Origin of the sequence: Pseudoalteromonas sp. UCD-33C (assembly GCF_001306895.1) — a bacterium.
Classification (GTDB): domain Bacteria; phylum Pseudomonadota; class Gammaproteobacteria; order Enterobacterales; family Alteromonadaceae; genus Pseudoalteromonas.
This window is the reverse complement of the sequence record NZ_LJTB01000001.1, coordinates 189,862-209,533: the sequence shown is the minus strand read 5'-3', so window position 1 is coordinate 209,533 and position 19,672 is coordinate 189,862. Positions and strand designations below refer to the sequence as shown.

18 protein-coding genes are annotated in these 19,672 nt (G+C 41.5%); 9 read left to right on the top strand and 9 right to left on the bottom strand.

Annotated features, from left to right (window positions below; genetic code table 11):
• Positions 1-189: 189 nt before the first annotated feature.
• A complete protein-coding gene (locus tag AOG26_RS00850) occupies positions 190-1,035 on the bottom strand; it encodes a MurR/RpiR family transcriptional regulator (RefSeq protein ID WP_054560797.1) in 846 nt (281 codons plus the stop codon).
• Between the two features lie 337 nt (positions 1,036-1,372).
• Between AOG26_RS00850 and pbp4b the strand changes: the two genes are divergently transcribed.
• Together pbp4b and AOG26_RS00840 are read left to right on the top strand one after the other, a co-directional pair.
• A complete protein-coding gene (pbp4b, locus tag AOG26_RS00845; protein ID WP_082401540.1) occupies positions 1,373-3,820 on the top strand; it encodes a penicillin binding protein PBP4B in 2,448 nt (815 codons plus the stop codon).
• Positions 3,821-3,914: 94 nt separating this feature from the next.
• Positions 3,915-5,291, top strand: coding sequence for a Na+/H+ antiporter NhaC family protein (locus tag AOG26_RS00840; RefSeq protein WP_054560796.1), 1,377 nt, complete (start codon positions 3,915-3,917; stop codon positions 5,289-5,291).
• A 246-nt stretch (positions 5,292-5,537) separates the two neighbouring features.
• Here AOG26_RS00840 and AOG26_RS00835 read toward each other — a convergent pair whose 3' ends face one another.
• The 4 genes from AOG26_RS00835 to AOG26_RS00820 form a co-directional block, all read right to left on the bottom strand.
• Complete coding sequence (locus AOG26_RS00835; protein WP_054560795.1) at positions 5,538-6,674, bottom strand: PQQ-dependent sugar dehydrogenase; 1,137 nt, start codon at positions 6,672-6,674, stop codon at positions 5,538-5,540.
• A gap of 463 nt (positions 6,675-7,137) precedes the next feature.
• Positions 7,138-7,737: a hypothetical protein gene (locus AOG26_RS00830; protein ID WP_054560794.1), complete on the bottom strand. Its 600-nt coding sequence runs from the start codon at positions 7,735-7,737 to the stop codon at positions 7,138-7,140.
• Complete coding sequence (locus AOG26_RS00825) at positions 7,727-8,278, bottom strand: RNA polymerase sigma factor (protein ID WP_054560793.1); 552 nt, start codon at positions 8,276-8,278, stop codon at positions 7,727-7,729. The genes AOG26_RS00830 and AOG26_RS00825 overlap by 11 nt, the downstream gene beginning before the upstream one ends.
• Positions 8,279-8,284: 6 nt before the next feature.
• Positions 8,285-8,932 carry an energy transducer TonB gene (locus tag AOG26_RS00820; protein WP_054560792.1) on the bottom strand — a complete coding sequence of 216 codons (648 nt, stop codon included), beginning with the start codon at positions 8,930-8,932 and terminating at the stop codon, positions 8,285-8,287.
• Between the two features lie 105 nt (positions 8,933-9,037).
• On the opposite strand from AOG26_RS00820, the gene AOG26_RS00815 reads away from it, so the two are divergent.
• Together AOG26_RS00815 and AOG26_RS00810 are read left to right on the top strand one after the other, a co-directional pair.
• Positions 9,038-9,544, top strand: a complete 507-nt coding sequence (locus AOG26_RS00815) for a DUF3087 domain-containing protein (RefSeq protein ID WP_054560791.1) — start codon at positions 9,038-9,040, stop codon at positions 9,542-9,544.
• Between the two features lie 9 nt (positions 9,545-9,553).
• On the top strand, positions 9,554-10,003 hold the full coding sequence (locus AOG26_RS00810) for a low molecular weight protein-tyrosine-phosphatase (protein WP_054560790.1): 450 nt from the start codon (positions 9,554-9,556) through the stop codon (positions 10,001-10,003).
• Positions 10,004-10,069: 66 nt separating this feature from the next.
• Here AOG26_RS00810 and AOG26_RS00805 read toward each other — a convergent pair whose 3' ends face one another.
• The 4 genes from AOG26_RS00805 to AOG26_RS00790 form a co-directional block, all read right to left on the bottom strand.
• The gene (locus AOG26_RS00805) at positions 10,070-11,143 is read right to left on the bottom strand and encodes an energy transducer TonB (RefSeq protein ID WP_054560789.1); all 1,074 of its coding nucleotides are present in this window, start codon (positions 11,141-11,143) and stop codon (positions 10,070-10,072) included.
• A gap of 189 nt (positions 11,144-11,332) precedes the next feature.
• Positions 11,333-12,265 (bottom strand): nuclear transport factor 2 family protein, encoded by a 933-nt coding sequence (locus tag AOG26_RS00800; protein WP_054560788.1) that lies wholly within the window; start codon positions 12,263-12,265, stop codon positions 11,333-11,335.
• Positions 12,262-13,224 (bottom strand): TIGR03571 family LLM class oxidoreductase, encoded by a 963-nt coding sequence (locus AOG26_RS00795; RefSeq protein ID WP_054560787.1) that lies wholly within the window; start codon positions 13,222-13,224, stop codon positions 12,262-12,264. Before AOG26_RS00795 ends, AOG26_RS00800 begins: the two co-directional genes overlap by 4 nt.
• A 1-nt stretch (position 13,225) precedes the next feature.
• On the bottom strand, positions 13,226-13,681 hold the full coding sequence (locus tag AOG26_RS00790; RefSeq protein WP_054560786.1) for a nuclear transport factor 2 family protein: 456 nt from the start codon (positions 13,679-13,681) through the stop codon (positions 13,226-13,228).
• 97 nt (positions 13,682-13,778) lie between these two features.
• On the opposite strand from AOG26_RS00790, the gene AOG26_RS00785 reads away from it, so the two are divergent.
• From AOG26_RS00785 to alaS, 5 genes are all read left to right on the top strand, one after another.
• Entirely contained in the window at positions 13,779-14,708 is a 930-nt protein-coding gene (locus AOG26_RS00785) for a LysR family transcriptional regulator (RefSeq protein ID WP_054560785.1), read from the top strand.
• 394 nt (positions 14,709-15,102) lie between these two features.
• Complete coding sequence (locus AOG26_RS00780; RefSeq protein WP_054551277.1) at positions 15,103-15,729, top strand: GTP cyclohydrolase II; 627 nt, start codon at positions 15,103-15,105, stop codon at positions 15,727-15,729.
• Positions 15,730-15,807: 78 nt separating this feature from the next.
• Entirely contained in the window at positions 15,808-16,602 is a 795-nt protein-coding gene (locus tag AOG26_RS00775) for a BPSS1780 family membrane protein (RefSeq protein ID WP_054560784.1), read from the top strand.
• Positions 16,602-17,054 carry a regulatory protein RecX gene (locus AOG26_RS00770; protein WP_054551279.1) on the top strand — a complete coding sequence of 151 codons (453 nt, stop codon included), beginning with the start codon at positions 16,602-16,604 and terminating at the stop codon, positions 17,052-17,054. The genes AOG26_RS00775 and AOG26_RS00770 overlap by 1 nt, the downstream gene beginning before the upstream one ends.
• A gap of 17 nt (positions 17,055-17,071) precedes the next feature.
• Complete coding sequence (alaS, locus tag AOG26_RS00765; protein WP_054560783.1) at positions 17,072-19,672, top strand: alanine--tRNA ligase; 2,601 nt, start codon at positions 17,072-17,074, stop codon at positions 19,670-19,672.

Sequence of the window (19,672 nt, the reverse complement as noted above, 5' to 3'; positions counted from 1 at the left end):
TTGCTTTAACGGGGTGCTAATTTATTCTTACTACAATTTTGTAAGAAATTATGACTTTAAAGTCAATAATTTATCGTAATTGTTTGGTAGTTTAGAGGAGAAAGGGGATTGTTAAACTGCATCCTAAATTAGGCATAAAAAAAGCAGCCTGAGCTGCTTTAAAGTATTTATATAACCTTATTGAAGAAATTAGTTATTCTTAAATTCGCCAACAACTTCATTAGAATGTTCTAGTAACTTACGACCTTGGCGGCTCGACTGCGTTAAGGCAATAAACAAAATATCAATGACAAAATCTTGCGCCGTACGCGCTAAAATCGATGATAAACGCACAGACTCGCCTTCAGCAACCGAGTAAAGTTTTACATCAGCCGAGTCGGCAACAAGGCTGCTGCCAAATTTAGTCACTGAGATCACCGAGCTTGAATTTTTCTTAGCTTGTTTAACAACTTCGGCAATTTCGCGAGTCATACCTGACTCACTTATCGCGATGACCAAGTCACCTTTTGAAAACGTCGCAACATACGCAAGTTGTGCATGGCCATCTGGCTCTGCAATCGCAGGCATACCGAGTTTTTGTAATTTATAAGAAAAATCTTTTGCAACCAGCGCTGAGCCACCTAAACCACAAATCAGAATACGTTTTGCTGATTTTAATAGCTCAACCGCTTTTTCGACTGCTGGCGCTTCGTTGAGGTTTTTGGTTTCGGTTAACACCGCTAATTTACTGCTTAATAGTTTTTCGGCGATTTGCTCTAGCGAGTCATTCAGGGTGATCTTGCCATGTAGCTTAGGTTCGCTGCTTTCATCGTTAAGTGCATCAATTACCGCAAGTTTAAAAGCAGGGAAGCCTTTATAACCTAACTTTTGCGAAAACTTCACCACACTTGATTGGCTTACACCAACCACTTTTGCTAGTTCAACCGATGATAAATTACGAATGGCATTCGCTGAATTTAACGTAAAGTCAGCAAGCTTAGCTTCGCTGCTCGATAGAGATTGGCGTAAGGCTTTAATTTTTACAAAAGTAGACATAGGGCTCACTTTGTTTGCTTAACTTAGTCAAAGCGCAAAGCGATGGTTCTATTATAAACACAGGGCTTGGGCGCATTGTTTGCTTAACACGACGACTTATTTTTGTTTTAGCAGACCTAAGTTTGGAATATTTTTCTTAATTTAGATGGAATAATATAGTTTTATTCCATAATAGATACAACACTAATTATTGAGATACCTCTATTTTTAGTAACTTAGCGATAATGTATGCTTTTTATTCTTTAATTGTGAAATAAAATATTTTACATGTTAAGTGGGTGTTGCTACTGTATTGCTGAGAATCGTCAACGCTTAAATCATCAGGTATGAATCTGTTATGAGTTTTACCCCTTTGAAAACATTACTTAAACAGCTGTGTTATCTAAGTAGTGCGGCATTATTAGTAAGCTGTGCCAGTAATCCATATACCTATACACAATCAGCTAATTACAGCCATCGTGTTAAATTCTTAGTGATGCATTACACCGCCATTGATTACGAAAAATCAATGCGTGCGCTCGTGGATGAAGGGGGCTTAAGTTCACATTATTTATTACCTGAATCAGGCGATTCTAGTTATCCAAAAGATGAATTAGAAATTATTCAGCTGGTTGATGAAAAAGATAGAGCATGGCATGCCGGACGCAGTTTTTGGCAAGGCCGCGAAGATTTAAATGATCATTCTATTGGTATTGAAATAGTGAATGTACCAACCTGTCATATTCCTGAGCAAGCAAACCTTGCGATGGAAAATGACGCAAGTAAGTTATGTATTTTTCCTGACTATGATGCTAAACAAATAGAGCTACTAATAAAGCTTAGTAAAGATATTCTTGCTCGTAACCCAGATATCGGGCCAACTCAAGTTGTTGGCCATTCTGATATTGCCCCAAGCCGTAAGAACGACCCAGGCCCGCGTTTTCCTTGGTATCAACTTTATAAAGCAGGTATCGGTGCGTGGTATGAAAGCGACACCGTTGATAAATATTGGCAGTTATTTAGCGCATCAAAACCCTCAGTTGAATTAATGCAAAAAGCACTACGCAGTTACGGCTATGAGGTGATTGCAACGGGTCAGCTTGATTCGCAAACGCTAGATGCTCTAAGTGCCTTTCAAATGCACTTTTTACCTTGGCATGTAAGCGGTAATAGTGATGCAAGAAGTGCCGCGGTGCTATTTGCATTACTAGATAAGTACTTCCCTAAAAAACTAGAGCGATTATTTAAAGAATATCAGCAGCAACAGCAAGCGGTTGAGCCTGCGCCAAAAACACTGGCTAATGCACAAGTGATAGCGCGTATTCCGGCTCTTGATCCAAGCAGTCGCGCGCTTGTTAACGACCGAGGCACATTTACTGCCTATAAAGGTCGCGGTGAGATCATCATTGACAACCAAGATGCAACCAGTGCTGATATTTTCATTAATGGTGAAAAAATTAATATTGCCTCACCATTAACAGCCGAAAAAATATATCAATACAGTTTGGCTAAACGCACCCGCGATGGCATAAACACGTATAAAGTAGAAAGTGTATTGCCTGAAGGGGCAAGCTTAACCTTACGTTTTCCTTACCCAACGCTTGATAAAAACAGCACTCAAAAGCGTTTTAGTGCTGTTGATGAATTAATTAATCAAGAGGTTAAAGAGGGCTTTCCGGGCGCGGTACTCGCCGTTGTTAAAGATGGCAAGTTGATTAAACTAAGCCATTATGGCGCGGCTAAAAAGTACCATGCTGATGGCAGTGAACTTGCAAGCCCACAAGCTATGCAAAACGATACCTTGTTTGATATAGCTTCAAACTCAAAAATGTTTGCCACTAATTTTGCGCTGATGAAGCTTGCCAGCGAAGGGAAACTTGACGTAGAAAAGCCACTGTTTTATTACCTACCAGAATTTAGAGGCAGCGGCCGTGAACAGCGTTTAGTAAAAGATTTACTCACCCACAGTGCGGGTTATCCTGCGGTGGTTGATTTTCATCGTAAAGACAATAAATTTGGTGAGCGCTTTTTTTCTCAAAACAGCCTGCGTACTAAAAACCTACTGTTAACAGGTGTCCCTTTCGTGGCTGGTCGTAACGTAAAACACCTGTATTCTGATATCGATTATATGTTGCTTGGTGTACTGGTTGAACGCATCAGTGGTATGGCGCTGGATACCTATGTAGAAAGCCAAATTTATCAGCCACTTGGCTTAACGCATACGGTTTATAATCCATTACAGAAAGGTTTTTTAGCTTCGCAAATTGCTGCCACTGAGATTAACGGCAACACCCGAGGTGGTCGCATCGAGTTTGAAAATATTCGAACCGATGTACTGCAAGGTGAAGTACATGATGAAAAGGCATTTTATGCTCTAGGTGGCGTAGCGGGGCATGCAGGGCTTTTTAGTACCGCCGGTGATTTGTCTGTGCTTATGCAGGTGTTACTCAATGGGGGTGGCTACGACAACAAGCAAATTTTTACACCACAAGTACTTGAGCAATTCACAAACTCCCAAGCAAGTGATGAGACTTATGGTTTAGGGTGGCGTAGAGCGGGGCATCAAGCGCGTAAATGGCATTTTGGCCCTTATGCTAGCCCGCGGGCTTTTGGTCATACTGGCTGGACAGGCACCGTGACCGTTATTGACCCTGAGTATGACCTTGCTATTGTGCTATTAACCAATGCCCGTCATTCACCGATTGAAGGTTCGCAAGAAAATTACCAGTTTGTCGGCAAGCGTTTCGAAACAGGTAAGTATGGCTCTATTATCTCACTGATTTATGAGAGTATATTAAATCACTAGTCGAATTAAGTTGAGTTTGGTGGCAAAGCCATTAAGCTTAGCGAGTTTTCGCATAATAAAAATAAAATGTTGTTCTTAATTTAAAAGGGTTTTTATGTCTTGGTATTCAATTTTACCACCCTTGATTGCTATCTTAATTGTGTTTTGGCGCAAAGAAGTGATCATGGCGTTATTGGTCGCGGTTGCGTCGTCTGAGTTTTTGCTTGCTCTGAATGGTGAAGGTAATACCTTGTTTTTCACCTTTATCAACACTATTGAGCGAGTCATTGAGGTTGCCAGCTCCCCTGGTAATAGCCGCATCCTTATTTTTAGTATCTTAATAGGTGCTTTACTTGCCTATATTCGTGAATCTGGCGGTGTAGCCGCGACGGTTAATTTACTGATGAATAAAGGGGTTGCTAAAAGTAAGCGCCAAGTGGGCTACTTAACCATGTTCTCTGGTATTGCGGTATTCATTGAATCGAACTTAAGCGTATTAACCTCGGGAATTTTATCGCGTGGTTTATTCGATAAGTTCAAAATGAGCCGAGCACGCCTTGCCTACATTATCGATAGTACTAGCGCACCTGTGTGTATTTTAATCTTGCTAAATGGATGGGGCGCCTACGTGCTCGGCCTTCTTGGCAACTACGAAATGGAAGAGTCTGCGGTTTCGGTATTGTGGGGCAGTATTGGTTATAACTTCTATGCTATTATCACTTTACTTATCGTGTTCTACACCATTACCTTTGACAAGGTACATGGCCCATTAAAGCAAGCAGAAGAAAACCTAGAGCAACAAGAAACCGAACTTACAGAAGAAGTGAAGGGTTCAAAAGCACGTTACATGCTCGTGCCTCTAATTACCTTAATTGGTAGTATGGTTGGCTTTATGTTCTGGACTGGCGATGGTGATATTGCCAGCGGTAGTGGTTCTAAATCAGTGCTGTATGCAACTATTTTAGCCTGTGTTGTGGCTTACTTTTTAATGATTAGCTCGCGTGAATTTACACACCATAAGCTGGTAGATATTGGCTTTAAAGGAATGGGTGAGTTACTGCCATTAGTGTCTATTGTATTGCTATCACTCACGTTAGGCGCAAGCTTGAAAGATCTTGGTACCGGTGTGTTTGTAGCAGGCCTAGTAGGTGATTTCTTACCAATTTATTTAGTTGTGCCAGTGCTATTTATTACAGGTGCGGTTATTTCATTTACCACAGGTACCTCATGGGGCACTTTTGCAATACTTATTCCAATTGGTGTACCGCTCATTCAAGCTTTAGGTTTACCACCTTCATTGGTTATTGCTGCTATTTTAGGTGGTGGCGTGTTTGGCGATCACTGCTCGCCAATCTCAGATACCAGCGCGGTATCGGCTATTGCATCAGGGTGTGATTTATTAACTCACGTAAAAACCCAAATGCCATACGCTTTATTCGGCGGCGCATTAACCTTCATTGCTTACCTTGTAACGAGTATTATTGTTTTATAAGTAATAGCTTTAAGCCTTAAGCCTTAAGTTATAAGTAAAAAACCACAGAGAAGTCTGTGGTTTTTTATTGCTTGTAACGTAAGTCGTCATTTATGGCGACACATGTCGAATCACTTATAAAGTGACGGGCTAAAGCCCGACCTACAAGAGTATGGATTGAGGCCATCGTGGGAAATAAATTTCACGCCTAAGGTATTCCTTTACTCTTTCCCCTTGTAACTCGCTAACTTGTTTTAAATCTGAAAGCTATGTTTTCGGTACAACCTTATAAACACCGACACCATCAACACCAAGATATAAATCACCATTAGGGTGGGTGGCTAGGCTACGAACGCGACCTACACCTTCAAATACTTTGCTGTGGCCTGTTACTTTGTCACCATCAAGTTTTACCAAAACAAGGTGGCCAAACTTCATCGAACCTACGGCAATTTGGCCTTGCCAATGTGGGTATTTATCGCTGGTGATAAATTCCATCCCAGAAGGGGCAATTGAAGGCACCCAATACCAATCAGGTTGTTCCATTCCTTCGCGACTAGTTTCGTCGGTAATTTTCGTACCAATGTAGTTGATCCCATAAGTGATCTCAGGCCAACCATAGTTTGCACCTGCTTTAACTATGTTGATTTCATCGCCGCCACGAGGGCCATGTTCATGGCTCCAAATAACTCCCGTCTCAGGGTGCATTGCCATACCTTGTGGGTTACGGTGTCCATACGAATAAATACTTTTGTGAGTTGTTTTATGGTTATAAAACGGGTTTGATTTAGGGATAGAGCCATCGCTATTGATACGGTGAATTTTGCCTGCATCATAGTCTAGGCTTTGTGGGTGAACGTCTCTTTTGCCACGGTCGCCAATAGAGAAGTACAAGTAACCTTGTTTGTCGAACTCAATACGCGAACCATAGTGTTTTGTTGTTTCAATATTTGGCTCGCCATCAAACAATAATTGCTGATCGACAAGAACCATATCTTTAAAGCGGGCGCGCATAATTGAGGTATTGTAACCCTCACCATCGCCTTCATAGCCCGAGTACGAAAAGTAAATCCAGCCATTGTCGGCAAAGTTCGGATCAAGCTCTATATCTAATAAGCCCCCTTGACCTTCATCATGTACTTTAGGTGTGCCTTTAACTGCTTGCTCAACGAGTTTGCCATCACGAATCAATCTAAGCTCGCCACGTCGATCAGTAACGAGTAAGTCACGCTCGTTAAGCCAAGCCATACCCCAAGGAATTTGAATACCTTCGCTTACTAATTCTAGTTTGTAGTTATTAGCGCTGGCATCCAGAGGAATCTTTTGCTCCGGCTGAGCACACGCTTGCAAGCTCGACAAGCTAATTGAGGCAATGATTAAACTGTTAAACAAAGACCTTTTCATGGTAACTCCATAATATTTAAACACGATGTTATTAGCCTAGCTGGTTCAGCATTAAATTGTTATTAACATTAGAGCAATGTGCGATTATTGGTAGGAAAAGCGAGGTAAAGAGCGGAGTATTGCCGTCAGCCGTCAGCCGTCAGCCGTCAGCCGTCAGCCGTCAGCCGTCAGCCGTCAGCCGTCAGCCGTCAGCCGTCAGTTTGAAATCTCGTGGAAACCATCGCGCGAAATAAATTTCACGCCTACGCGGGGTAACCCCGCTGCTACCTAAAAACTTGGGACTTTATTCTTGTAACTCGCTAACTTGTTTTAAATCTGAGAGCTGACGGCTGAGAGCTGATGGCTCGTTGAACCATCGCGCGAAATAAATTTCACGCCTACGGTACTCCTTTACTCTTTCCCCTTGTAACTCGCTAACTTGTTTTAAATCTGATAGCTGACGGCTGAGAGCTGACCGCTGCTTTCAAGCTTTACACTTTTTCGCCTCATGAGTCAGCTGTTTGAGTGCAATGATTTGGCCTTGCTTGTTTTGGTCTAGGGCGAGTAGGTCACCTTGGTGAATATGAGTATCTAGGGTGCCGTGTTTTTGTAGTTCTTCAAGGAGTGATTGTTTAATTTGTACTATGACATTTTGCTCGCAGTCGGCGATATACCAGTCGTTATCAACACTGACTAGACGGCCGGTGAAGCTGGTGCGGGCTTGGTGATTGGTTAATGCTTGCTGGTAGTTCGCATCTAGGTTTTGTTTTTGTTGTTTAAGATTACTCACATAGCTGCCTTTGGCATCGAGTTCGTGTACCTCAAGCCATTGATAATCTGATAAATCCACGGCGTAAACATGGGTTAATTCACGGTTGTTGTATTGCAGCATGACAAAACCAAGAATCGCTAAAGCAGCAAAAACTCCGGTCATTTGCAGGCCTAAAAAGCGCTGTGGCCTTGGCGTTGCCGACTGTGGCTTTTGCATGTGTGAAAGCTCGTCGCTGCTTAAGCTGTGCTCTGCCTTACGTTTTTGAAAATGTGCTTTTAAATCAGCATCGAATTGCTCGTCGTTACGCTTCATGATGGCCTCCTAGTTGTTGTTTCAGGTTTTGACGGGCATATCGCAGCCGAGTTTTAATGGTCTCTGGGTTACTTTGGGTGATAGCAACAATATCTTCGAGACTAAAGCCTTCTTGTTGTAAGGTCAGCGCTTCACGTTGTACAAAGCTAAGCCCCATGAGTGCTTTATCAAAGGCTTCATAGTCGTAGTGATAACTTGCATCCTGAGATTCAGAAAATAGTTGGTTGTCTTCTAATTCAACGAACTTTTGCTGCTTACGAAATTCATCAATTAATAAATTACGTGCTAACCGAAAAAGCCACGCTTTTGGGTTGTTTTGATCATTGTAAAAGTCGCGTTTATCAATAACTTTTAACCAGGTTTGTTGGCATATATCGAGGGCAAGATCCTTATCACTTTGTGTAACTAGGTAGTGATAAAGATCGTTCCCGTATTGAGCAACGAGTTGGTTAAGGTAACGGTTGTCGCCCGTTTTGGCATACTGCGCCAAACAATCTGTGTTTGGCTTGTCAAATAACCATGTCTTGATGCTCATTAGCATAGGCAGTTATCCATCTATTTTAAAATCAAGTTGAACGCTTTGGTTTGTTTGTAATTGTGCCACACCTTCAACTACTTTAGGGCGATATTTCCAACGTTTAATGGCGCGAATTGCTTCACGGTTAAATACCCGTTTGGGCTCGGCATCAATAATAACAGGGTCAATCACTTCGCCAGTCGGTGAAATGCTAAAGCTAATTTGTACCCAACCTTCAATGCCATCACGAGCTGCTACCGGAGGGTACTTAGGGTTTATACGCACAATTGGTGTCGCATCTCCTGTTGGTTGATTAATGCTTTTGCTAAGCGTGTCGCCAATGTTATCGAATGTCATTGTTGGTGTTAAATCAGCTACTACAACGGTATCTGTCGTATCAATGGTTGGGCGCGGTGGTACTTTTGGTGGCATTTTAGCAACTGGCGGTGGCGGCAGTGTTTGCTTTACTTGCACTTTTGAGTCTTCCGGTACTTCATAAATTTCAACCGTGATATCTGGGCCTGTTTTAACATCGGCTCTTTGCTCAGCAGAAATTAAGTACTGCATAAATGCAAATGCTGCAAAGGTCATGACACCGCCGCCAATAATTGCTGCGGTTGTCTTTAAAGCAGCATTGCTGTTATTCAAGCTTGCTGAGTTTAGTGGTAAAGTATGCATAGCCGTTCCTCTTTGGATAATTGCTTTCATAGCTAAAACGGCTGGCAAATAAAAAAGGGGTGAAATTTTTTCACTTTTTATTTTTCACAAGTTTTTTAGGTTGTTATGAAACTTATTCAAATAGATAAAGCCCGTTACCGTAAACATTTAAACCAAGTAATTATTGCTTGTGTAATTGCTTTAGCCGTTGGCAGTTTAGCCATTTCACAAACGTTAATAGCGTTATTTCCTGACCCAAGCGGTAGCCATTTTCATTGGAACCTATTAGGTGTTGTTATGTGTAGTTTGCTGGTGGGCTTTATGCTTAATAAATACCGCAATCATGATTACATGACTGAAATTGTTTATGTGTGGGAGCTTAAAAAAGCGCTTAATAAAATCACCCGAAAAATGCCAAAGTTAAAAGCAGCAGGGCGTGAGGGCAATGCAGATGCTTTATTAGCAATTCATTACAGCTATGCGGGATCACGTTTGTTATGGCAACTTGATGACAACACTATTACCATGGATGAGTTGGCAATTAAGCAGGCAGAGCTTGATAGTGTTGCAGATAAATACAACCTCTCGCTTGATGCAGAACGTTATGATGAGTCAATCTTAAAGCAATTTTAAGGACGAATAATGAAAAAGGTTTTGATTGTTTGCTTAGGCAATATTTGTCGTTCACCTACTGCAGAAGCGGTACTTCGTAGTCGTGCCAAGGCGCTGGGTGTCAATGTTATAGTTGATTCTGCTGGCACCATTGGTTACCACCAAGGTAATCCACCTGATTCACGTTCAAAAGCAGCAGCCGAAAAGCGCGGTTATAGTTTTAAAGGCATCTATTCACGACCTGTGACTCAAGCTGATTTTCATGAGTTTGACTTAATTCTCGCAGCCGACAAGCAAAATCTTGCTGATTTACAAGCCCAGTGTCCAGAGCACTTACAATATAAGCTGTCGCTGTTTTTAAGTCATGGTGATGCAGGGGAGAGTGAGATCCCAGATCCCTATTATGGTGGCGATCAAGGCTTTGAAAAAGTACTCGATTTAATTGAGAACGCAGCCGATAACCTGCTTAAAAAGCTATAAAAAGCTATAAAAAGCTATAAAAAGCTATAAAAAGCTATAAAAAGGGTCGCATTGCGACCCTGTTATTTATCTTTTTATTTTAAAGTCTAATTGCACACGAGAAGTTGCAGCAATGGCTTGACCATTTTCAAACTTAGGCGCATAACGCCATTTTTTCATTGCTTTTACTGCTTCTCTTTCAAATGCACTACCACCTTCAGAGTCAACCACAGTTATATTGTCTACAAAGCCTGACGGGGTTACTTCAAATTCCATCACGACAATGCCGTCTTCCATACGTTGTGCTTTTGACATTGGATATTTCGGTGGCACACGGTACAACGGCTCTTGTTCTTGGCTTTCTTTCCAAGGCACCATTTTCGCAATCGCTAAGCAATGCTTGGTTGCTTCGTCGCTTTTACCTGTTTTTTCGTATAAGTGAACCAACTTCGAATGGGCGTTTAATTCGGTTTGATGATCAAAGTCTAGCTCTTGATCAAATACGCTAACTACGTGATTCAATCGCTCAATGGCGGTGCTGTATTTACGTTGGTTTTCTGCGAATGCGGCAACTAAAAAGTCAGCGCTAATACGATCGACAGCGTTATTTGGTAAGTTTTCTTGGTAGTACTTATCGGCTTCTTCAAGATACTCCTTCGCTGTGTAATAGCGCTCGCCAGTGCCTTTGTAAGCAAGGATACGAGCGGCGGTCATTTTTGCATCAGCAACTAGCTTGTCTGAGTTTTGTTTTTCAGCAATAGCAATGACATCATCAAGATATGTATCAGCGCGCTTAGCTGAGGGAGTTGATTCTGCCATGCCGATTAATGAGTCATACACTTGCACACTTTGCTTGCCGTGGTTTTTTTCAAGTATTTCGTAGGCTGTGCGATATAACTCAAAGCGTTGTTCTTGTTCGCTTTTAGCAAGGCTGTTTGCATAGTTAATAGCAAGATTGGCGGTGTTGTCGGCACTTTCACCATAAATTTCTTTGCCAAGCTCAAACGCTTTTTTGGCAAGCTCACTACTGTCTTGCTTATTTTCTACAGCAGCGACATAAGCGCGGTAGGTGTCGTTAAATTCTTGGGTGGTCGTTTCATTGGCAATGCCTTGCTGACTAAATAGTAATGCAACACATAAGACAAGTGAGCTCTTTTTCATAATATTCCTTATTATTTTGCCCAGATAAGAGGGGATTAACACTTGTTGATGATAATCATTATCATCATGAGGTACAAGGTATCTAGTAATTTTTAATGTATCACTGTTTTTAATTTAAGCAAAAACAGTGATTAAGCTTAACAGGTCGCAGGTACTTATGAAAAAGCGCTCACATTGAGCGCTTTATTGTTAGATTATAAACTCAGGCAAATTCTGTTCATCAAACCAACCCGGTATGTAATGCGATTCGTAAAGTCGCCAACAGTTATCTGACTCTAATCTTGCTGCTAACTGATAGTGAGCTGCATAGGTTTTTTGACTGCTATCATTCACGGGGTTTTCGGGAATGATTCGGGCAATGATAAATCGAGCTGCTTTTTTATCTTGGCTAACCTCCATTTTGACCAACTCTGCAAAGTGCTGCCAAAATGGCGCAAGCAGTCTAAAGTTTTTTAAATTCCCTATAACACTTTCTCTACCAGATAAATCACCTAAAGGAGGAAAGCTGCCATGTATATCTTGGCTGTAGCAATCAATAAGTAAATTAATATCACAATTATCAACAGCAAATGCATACTTGTTATAGAGATCAATGAGAGCTTGCTTTGGCTCTGCAGCTTTAAACTTACGAATTAATGCCCATGGAGAGTGTAATTCACTCACAATTGTTGGTTCGCCATCAACTAGCTGCCACCCCTGAACTCCAGGAAGCATGTTCCAGTTAGGAAGCAAGGATTGCTGTCCTTTATTCCAGTTAACCTGAAATTTAATGTGGTTAATAAGCCATTGCTGGTCTTCATAAACGAAATGAAAAATAAATGTACAACCACATAAAAAGCGTTTTTTCCCATGATTTACATCTACATAAGCGTAGCTGCTTGCTGCAGCAAAATCCTTTTGGTGTGCAGTAAACGTATTTGTAAATTCAGCATTCGTTGCATAGTTTTTGAAATCTTCACTCAAGGTTGTTGATACATGCTTTTGCCCATTTATAGAGCCATGGTGCTGACTTATGAAAACGATATCAGAGCTAAACAGCTTTGCTAACGAGTGCTTATCCGAGCGTAACCAGCTATCTTTAAACTGAGATATTAAGTTTTCGAGCTGTTCTTGAGTACTCATACAGCAGGCTCTCTTTGCTCTTTTTCAAGAGCAGGAATAACAAAGCTACCCAATTCATCAATTACATCTTGGGCAGCCCTTCGAGAAGGTTTTAAGTTTAGCGCAATGTGTTTTACGCCAAGCTCTCTGTGTTTTAACAGTCGCTCAATAAGGGCATTTCGACCAATTCGTACAACGTTATAAAAACGCTGATACGGGGCATCTGGGTTTTTATCTAAGTCAAAAAATGTCGCATAGCCGTAATGTGGGCTTTTGTTGCTATTGCTTGCAATTGATAGGTTGTTAATGATTTCACTGATGGCTTGTTCATTATCAACAGCCCAAATCCAAGCATTAACATTATTAGCCAACCACTCAAATGATTGCCTAGAACGACCAACGGCCATAACGGGTATCTGTTGGTTTACTGGTTTTGGATAAAGGTCAAGTGAACCATCAAGCTCGCCGTAATGTTGGCTAATGTGTTTAGGAAAGCTTTGTTGGTGTAATGTTTTGATAATTTCAACTGACTCTCTGTAGCGCTCAGCACGCGCGTTAAAATCGACACCAAAAGCCGGGTATTCAACTGGCCTATCTCCGGTTGAAACTCCTAACACAAAACGACCATTACTTAGATGATCTACTGAGGCTGCTTGTTTGGCAACCATGATAGGATCGCGTAATGGTAAAACAGCCCCTGCGGTGCCTAAAGTAATTGTATTTGTATGCGCAGCAATGAAACCTGCGTAAGTGAATGGATCAAGCATCTGTGCAGCATCACCAAAATTAGGATCATAAAAAGGCACATCCCTAAACCAAATACTGGCAATACCTGCTTGTTCAGCCTGCTTAGCCGTTGCTATATCAGCATTGAGGGTAGGGAAAGGGCTGCTAGGGTAAGCTTCAAGGGGAGTGAGCAATCCCAGCGTTAATTTGTTGTCGGCAAATACATTTGTAAAGCTAGTTGGTAGATTATTCATATTACTGAACTCCCGAATTCGCTGGCCAGACAACATCAAGTTTAGAGTGGCTAATGCGCCATTGACCGTCGATTTTTTCATAGCGATCTAAGTATCGGCCCACTAATAAAAGGGGAGATTCGCTTTGCTCCCTACTTGTAACAAAGTCAATTAGATAGCACTCACCCTGTGCTGTTGTTTTATCTGTCAGTACTATTTGATGGTTCATTACGGCATGAACAAAAGGGAAGTGCTTTCTATTGTGGGTATCGAATTCATCATAAGCATTTTTTAATCCTTGCTTTATCTGTTCAATTCCATTCATTTCTCCCACTGTTACTTCGACTCGTGCGTTGCTAGTAAATACTTCTTCCATTTTATGAATTTGGCCAGAGTCTAAAAGTTGGCTGTACTTTAAGCGAAGAGTTCGGATCTCTTCTTTTTCGAGTAAATCGAGAAGTTTGCGTTCGCTCATCATGTTTCTCTATTGCTGAATAAGTGAACACTATTTTATTATCTTCTTTTTAAATGATAACCTAGCTAATATTCCATTTATTCTGTCCTTAGATTCCACAATGAAACCAGAAGATAGCCCTTTCTTTGGTATTCGAGAGTTTGTTGAAACACTACGCATGGGTACATTCACAGCAGCTGGTAATCGGTTAGGTTTAACAGGCTCCGCTGTTGGCAAAACTGTTACTAGGCTTGAAAGTAAGTTAGGTACAAAGCTACTGCATCGAACAACTCGTAAAATTATGGCAACCCCAGAAGGGCAGCATTATTTTGAAGGCTGGGTAAAAATACTGGCTGAAATAGATAGCCTAGAGCAAGCTGTAACTGCAGGTAGCCATAATGTTTCAGGGCAAGTAAAGCTTCACTTACCTGCGGCATTCGGCCGTAAGTATGTAATGCCAATACTTTCTAAACTAGCAAATAAGTATCCTAAACTAGAGCTTGCGGTTCACTTTAGTGAAAGTCGTATAAATTTAATAAATGAAAATGTTGATTTGGTGGTACGTATCGGCACATTAGAAGATGATGCCGATCTGGTAGCAAAATTGTTGGGTTATCAAAAACTAACTGTGTGTGGTAGTCAAAATTATTTTGACCAGCATGGTGTGCCAGACACTCCAGCGGATTTGCTCACTCATGATTGTATTATTGGCAGTAAGCGCTCTTCGCAGCCAACATGGTTGTTCAAAGATAGTAAAAAGCAGTCATTTAACCAGCTAATCAATGCCAGATATATGCTCAGTGATGGAGATGCGATGCTTGATGCCGCACTTAATGGTTTAGGTGTTGCACAATTACCTACATGGCTTATTCAAGAGCAGCTAGATAGTAATAGACTAACTAGTGTTTTAGATACCTTTTCAGGTGCGGTTATGCCAATTAATGTTGTTTGGCCACGCTCAAGATATTTAAAGCTTAGTCAAAGGGTTATAATTGATGAGTTAGCAGAGCAGTTTAAGCTTCAAGCATCACTTTTTGGTTATTCTTCATAATTGTTTATCTAGCGCTTTTAGTGCGTTATTAATCAGCGCTGAGACTCATCATAACACTGTTATTTTTATTATTTTGATAGGTGGTTGATAAAGGCTTAGCGGTTTATTGAGATTAAACTAATCTATTTTTTCGAATATCTACAAAGGTTTATTTATTAATTTATTTTATTTCAAAGGCCTAACTCTAAAAAGTAGAGCTTTTAAGGTGTTTTTTTAGCGCCACTAAAGCGAGGCGCAAAGCTCGTATCTTGGGGTGGTTTGAGTGTATAATACTTGAATTGCTGGTAACTGCCTCAATATTAGTTATCACTCGTCGTATGTTGCATCCTTACAACCTTCAAGCTGTTGTAATCACATTTGCAGTATCGCATTTATTTTTTAATTTGGATTTGTCGTGGCGCAAGTAAGAGCAAGAGTCCAGCTGAATGTTGGCAAAAACAGTGATATCCCTGCAGAAATCGTATCTTTCAGTGGCTTAAATGATGGCCAAGAACATGTTGCTTTAGTGTTTAATCAAGCTGACACAGAGCAAGATGTCCCTTTAATTCGTATGCATTCAGAGTGTTTAACGGGCGATGTATTCCATTCATCACGTTGTGATTGTGGTGAGCAATTAAATGAGTGTATCGAGATGATGCACCAACAGGGCGGTATTTTACTGTATTTACGCCAAGAGGGCCGTGGCATTGGTTTATACAATAAAATTGATGCTTACGTATTACAGTCGCAAGGCATGAATACGTACGAAGCGAATAACCACTTGGGTTTTGCTGATGATTTACGTGACTTTTCAGACGCGGTATTAATGCTTGAAGCACTCAATCAAAAGCACGTTAAGCTAATGACTAATAACCCAAATAAGCTTAAAGCACTGCGTGACGCAGGTATTGAAGTTGATTCAGTGGTTGGCACTCATGCGCACATTAAGGCGGGTGTGGTAGGTAACCGAGCTTACCTCGAAACGAAAATCAAACATGGTTCGCACATGCTTGATATTAAAAAAATTAAAAAGCCTGAGTAAATTTCACTACAGGTGACTATAAACAAGTAGCGCACCCAGTTATACTCGGTGCGTTTTGTCGTTATTGAATGAGAAACTATGTCGATCGAAGTACGTATTTTTAAAGCTGATGCGGGCGTTAAATGGTTTAAAGCTGGATGGGAAATCTTTAAGCTGCAACCTTTGACTTTTATTTTAATGCATCTGCTAATCGTGATAATTAGCTTTTTGGCATTGCTACTACCTTTACTGCAAGTTGTTGGCGCGTTTGTGACGCCATTTTTGATGGCGGGTTTTTATCAAGCTGTGTTAACAAAGCAGCAAGGCGGGACTGTCAGCCAAGCTGATATTTTTAAACCCTTTAGTAATAAGGGGAACCGTATAGGTTTAGTGCGTGTGGCTGTGTATCAGATGGCGGCAGGTATTTTATTGGCCTTACTGTCTAATTTCATTTTTGCAGATGCCTACGCAGTTATTTCGAGTCAGACTTTTGATCCACAAAACCAATCACATATTGCAGATTTATTGGCAACCATTTCAATGGGACAAGTTGCGGTATTCTTAGTGGCGATCTGTGTGTATTTAACCGCTTTTGCCTATGCAGTGCCTTTGGTTTATTTTCAAAAACAAAGCAATATGTTTCAGGTTTTAAAAACCTCATTCATGGTGTTTTACCATAATATGGCACCATTGAGTGTTTATGGCCTAATTTGCGCCGTTTTAATGGTGATCTGTATTCCTTTATCGTTTATTCCACTATTGGTTTTAATGCCAATTTGTTACATTAGCTTCTTCGTGTCTTTTCAGGCCATTTTTATGCCAGTTGTACCAAAAGGTGATGACCAAACAAAAGCACCGGAAGCACCCTCACAATCAGGACGCTTTGACGCGTAATGGATGATAAAGAACAAAAGTTAAAAAATTACGTACTTTGGTTATTGTCTCGACAAGATTATTCGCGTCGGGATTTAACGCGAAAGTTACAGCAAAAAGAGGCGACGCCCGAGTTCACAGAGCGCTTGTTAGATTGGTGTGAATCACACAACTTTATTAACGAACAGCGCTATTGCGAAGGGTTTGTACGCCGCCATTTAGCTAAGTATCATGGTGTAAAACGCATTCAGAGCGAAGCAATGGCAAAAGGGATAGACCGAGCACTATTAGATAAGACGCTCGAGGAGTTCGAAGTCGATTGGTTCGAACTCGCAAAGGACGCATATTTAAAGAAGTTTTCAAATTCAGGTAAAGAACTCGACCAGAAAGAAAGAGCGAAACGTGTACGCTACTTGATGTATCGAGGCTTTAATTACGAACAAATTGATTTTGCAATGCAAGCACAGCAATAAACGGGTGAGATTTTCACATGCAGCATATGACTACCGCACAGATCAGGCAACAGTTCTTAGACTTTTTTGCCTCTAAACAACACCAAATTGTTCCTTCAAGCTCGCTGATCCCGGGTAACGATGCCACGTTATTATTCAATAACGCCGGTATGGTGCAATTTAAAGATGTATTTTTAGGTGCGGAAAGCCGCCCTTATTCACGTGCAACCAGCTCACAACGTTGTGTGCGTGCCGGTGGTAAACATAACGACCTTGAAAACGTAGGTTACACTGCACGTCACCATACATTCTTCGAAATGTTAGGTAACTTCAGCTTTGGCGATTACTTCAAGCAAGACGCAATCAAGTTTGCCTGGGAGTTTTTAACTGATGTTGTAAAACTACCTCAAGAAAAGCTACTTGTTACCATTTACCACGATGATGAAGAAGCCTTCAACATTTGGCATAAAGAAGTGGGTCTTAGTGAAGACCGTATTATTCGCATTGCAACCAGCGATAACTTCTGGTCAATGGGTGATACAGGTCCTTGTGGTCCATGTTCTGAAATCTTTTACGATCACGGTGAAGAAATTTGGGGTGGTCCTCCAGGTTCACCTGAAGAAGACGGTGACCGTTTCATCGAGATCTGGAACCTAGTATTTATGCAGTATAACCGCCATGCCGACGGTACAATGGAACCGCTTCCTAAGCAGTCTGTTGATACAGGTATGGGTCTTGAGCGTATCTCTGCAATTTTACAAGGCGTGCACTCAAACTACGAAATCGATTTATTCCAAGCTCTAATTGCAGCAGCGGCTAAAGTGACAAACGCACAAGATTTAGATGATAAATCGTTACGCGTTGTGGCTGACCACATTCGTTCGTGTGCGTTCTTAGTATCTGACGGCGTTATGCCATCAAATGAAGGCCGTGGTTATGTACTTCGTCGTATTATTCGTCGTGCCGTTCGTCATGGTAACAAGCTAGGCGCGAAAGGTGCATTCTTCTATAAGCTAGTTGCTGCACTAATTGAGCAAATGGGTCAAGCGTACCCAGAGCTTGCTAAGCAACAAGAAATTATTGAAAAAGTACTGCGTATCGAAGAAGAGCAGTTTGGTAAAACACTTGAGCGTGGTCTGGCTATTTTAGAAGAAAGCCTAACTGACATCGAAGGTGATGTGATCCCAGGTGACTTAGTATTCAAACTTTACGATACTTACGGTTTCCCAGCAGACTTAACGGCAGACGTGGCGCGTGAGCGTTTTATGACGATTGATGAGCACGGCTTCCAAGAGTGTATGGCTGTTCAGCGTAAGCAAGCACAGCAAGCTGGTAAGTTTGGTGCTGATTACAACCAACAACTTAAGTCTGAAAAACACACAGACTTTAAAGGTTACGATGCAGAACATTACACAGGTACTGTGGTTGAGCTTTTCTTAGAAGGTCAATCGGTTTCTGTACTTGAAGATGGTCAAGAAGGTATCGCAATCTTAGACCGCACACCGTTTTATGCTGAATCAGGTGGTCAGGTTGGTGACACGGGTGTGTTAAAAGTTGCTGGCGGTGAGTTTGTAGTGACTAACACCACGAAACTTGGTAATGCATTTGCACACCATGGTCGTGTACAAGGCCGTATTGGTACAAACGATAAAGCAGAGGCAACAATTGATGCAGCACGTCGCGATAGCATCAAGAAAAACCACACTGCAACACACATTTTACATGAAACGTTACGTCAAATTTTAGGCGAGCACGTAAATCAAAAAGGTTCACTTGTTGACCCTGAGCGTTTACGTTTTGACTTCTCTCACTTTGAAGCGGTAACAAAAGACGAATTACGCCAAATCGAGCGCGCAGTGAACGATGAAATCCGCCGTAACTTTGCTCTTGAAACTGAGCTAATGGCTATTGAAGATGCTAAAGCAAAAGGTGCAATGGCATTATTCGGTGAAAAATACGACGACGAAGTTCGCGTAGTAACCATTGGTGATTACTCAATCGAGCTATGTGGTGGTACTCACGTTAAGCGTGCAGGTGATATCGGTTTATTTAAAATCGTATCAGAAAGCGGTATCGCGGCCGGTATCCGCCGTATTGAAGCGGTAACGGGTGCTGAAGCGGTTGCTTATGTAAGTGAGCAAGAGCAACAACTAAACGATGTTGCAGCACTAGTTAAAGGTGATAGCAGCACAGTACTTGAAAAAGTAACTGCGTTACTTGAGAAATCAAAAGGCCTAGAGAAGCAAATTGCACAGCTTAACGACAAGCTAGCAAGTGCGGCTGGTGCATCGTTACTTGACTCTGTTGTTGAAGTGAACGGTATTAAACTACTGGTTGCTGATGTTGCAGGTACTGAGTCTAAAGCACTTCGTGGCATGGTTGATGACCTGAAAACGAAGATTGGTTCAGGTGTTATTGCCCTTGGCGTAGCTAATGGCGACAAAGTAAGCCTAATTGCAGGTGTAACTAAAGACCTAACAGGTAAAGTGAAAGCCGGTGAGCTTGTAAATCACATGGCTGCACAAGTAGGCGGTAAGGGCGGTGGTCGTCCTGATATGGCGCAAGCAGGTGGTACTCAGCCAGAGAACCTAGCTGCAGCCTTAGAAAGTGTAACTGGTTGGTTATCTGAGCGTTCTTAA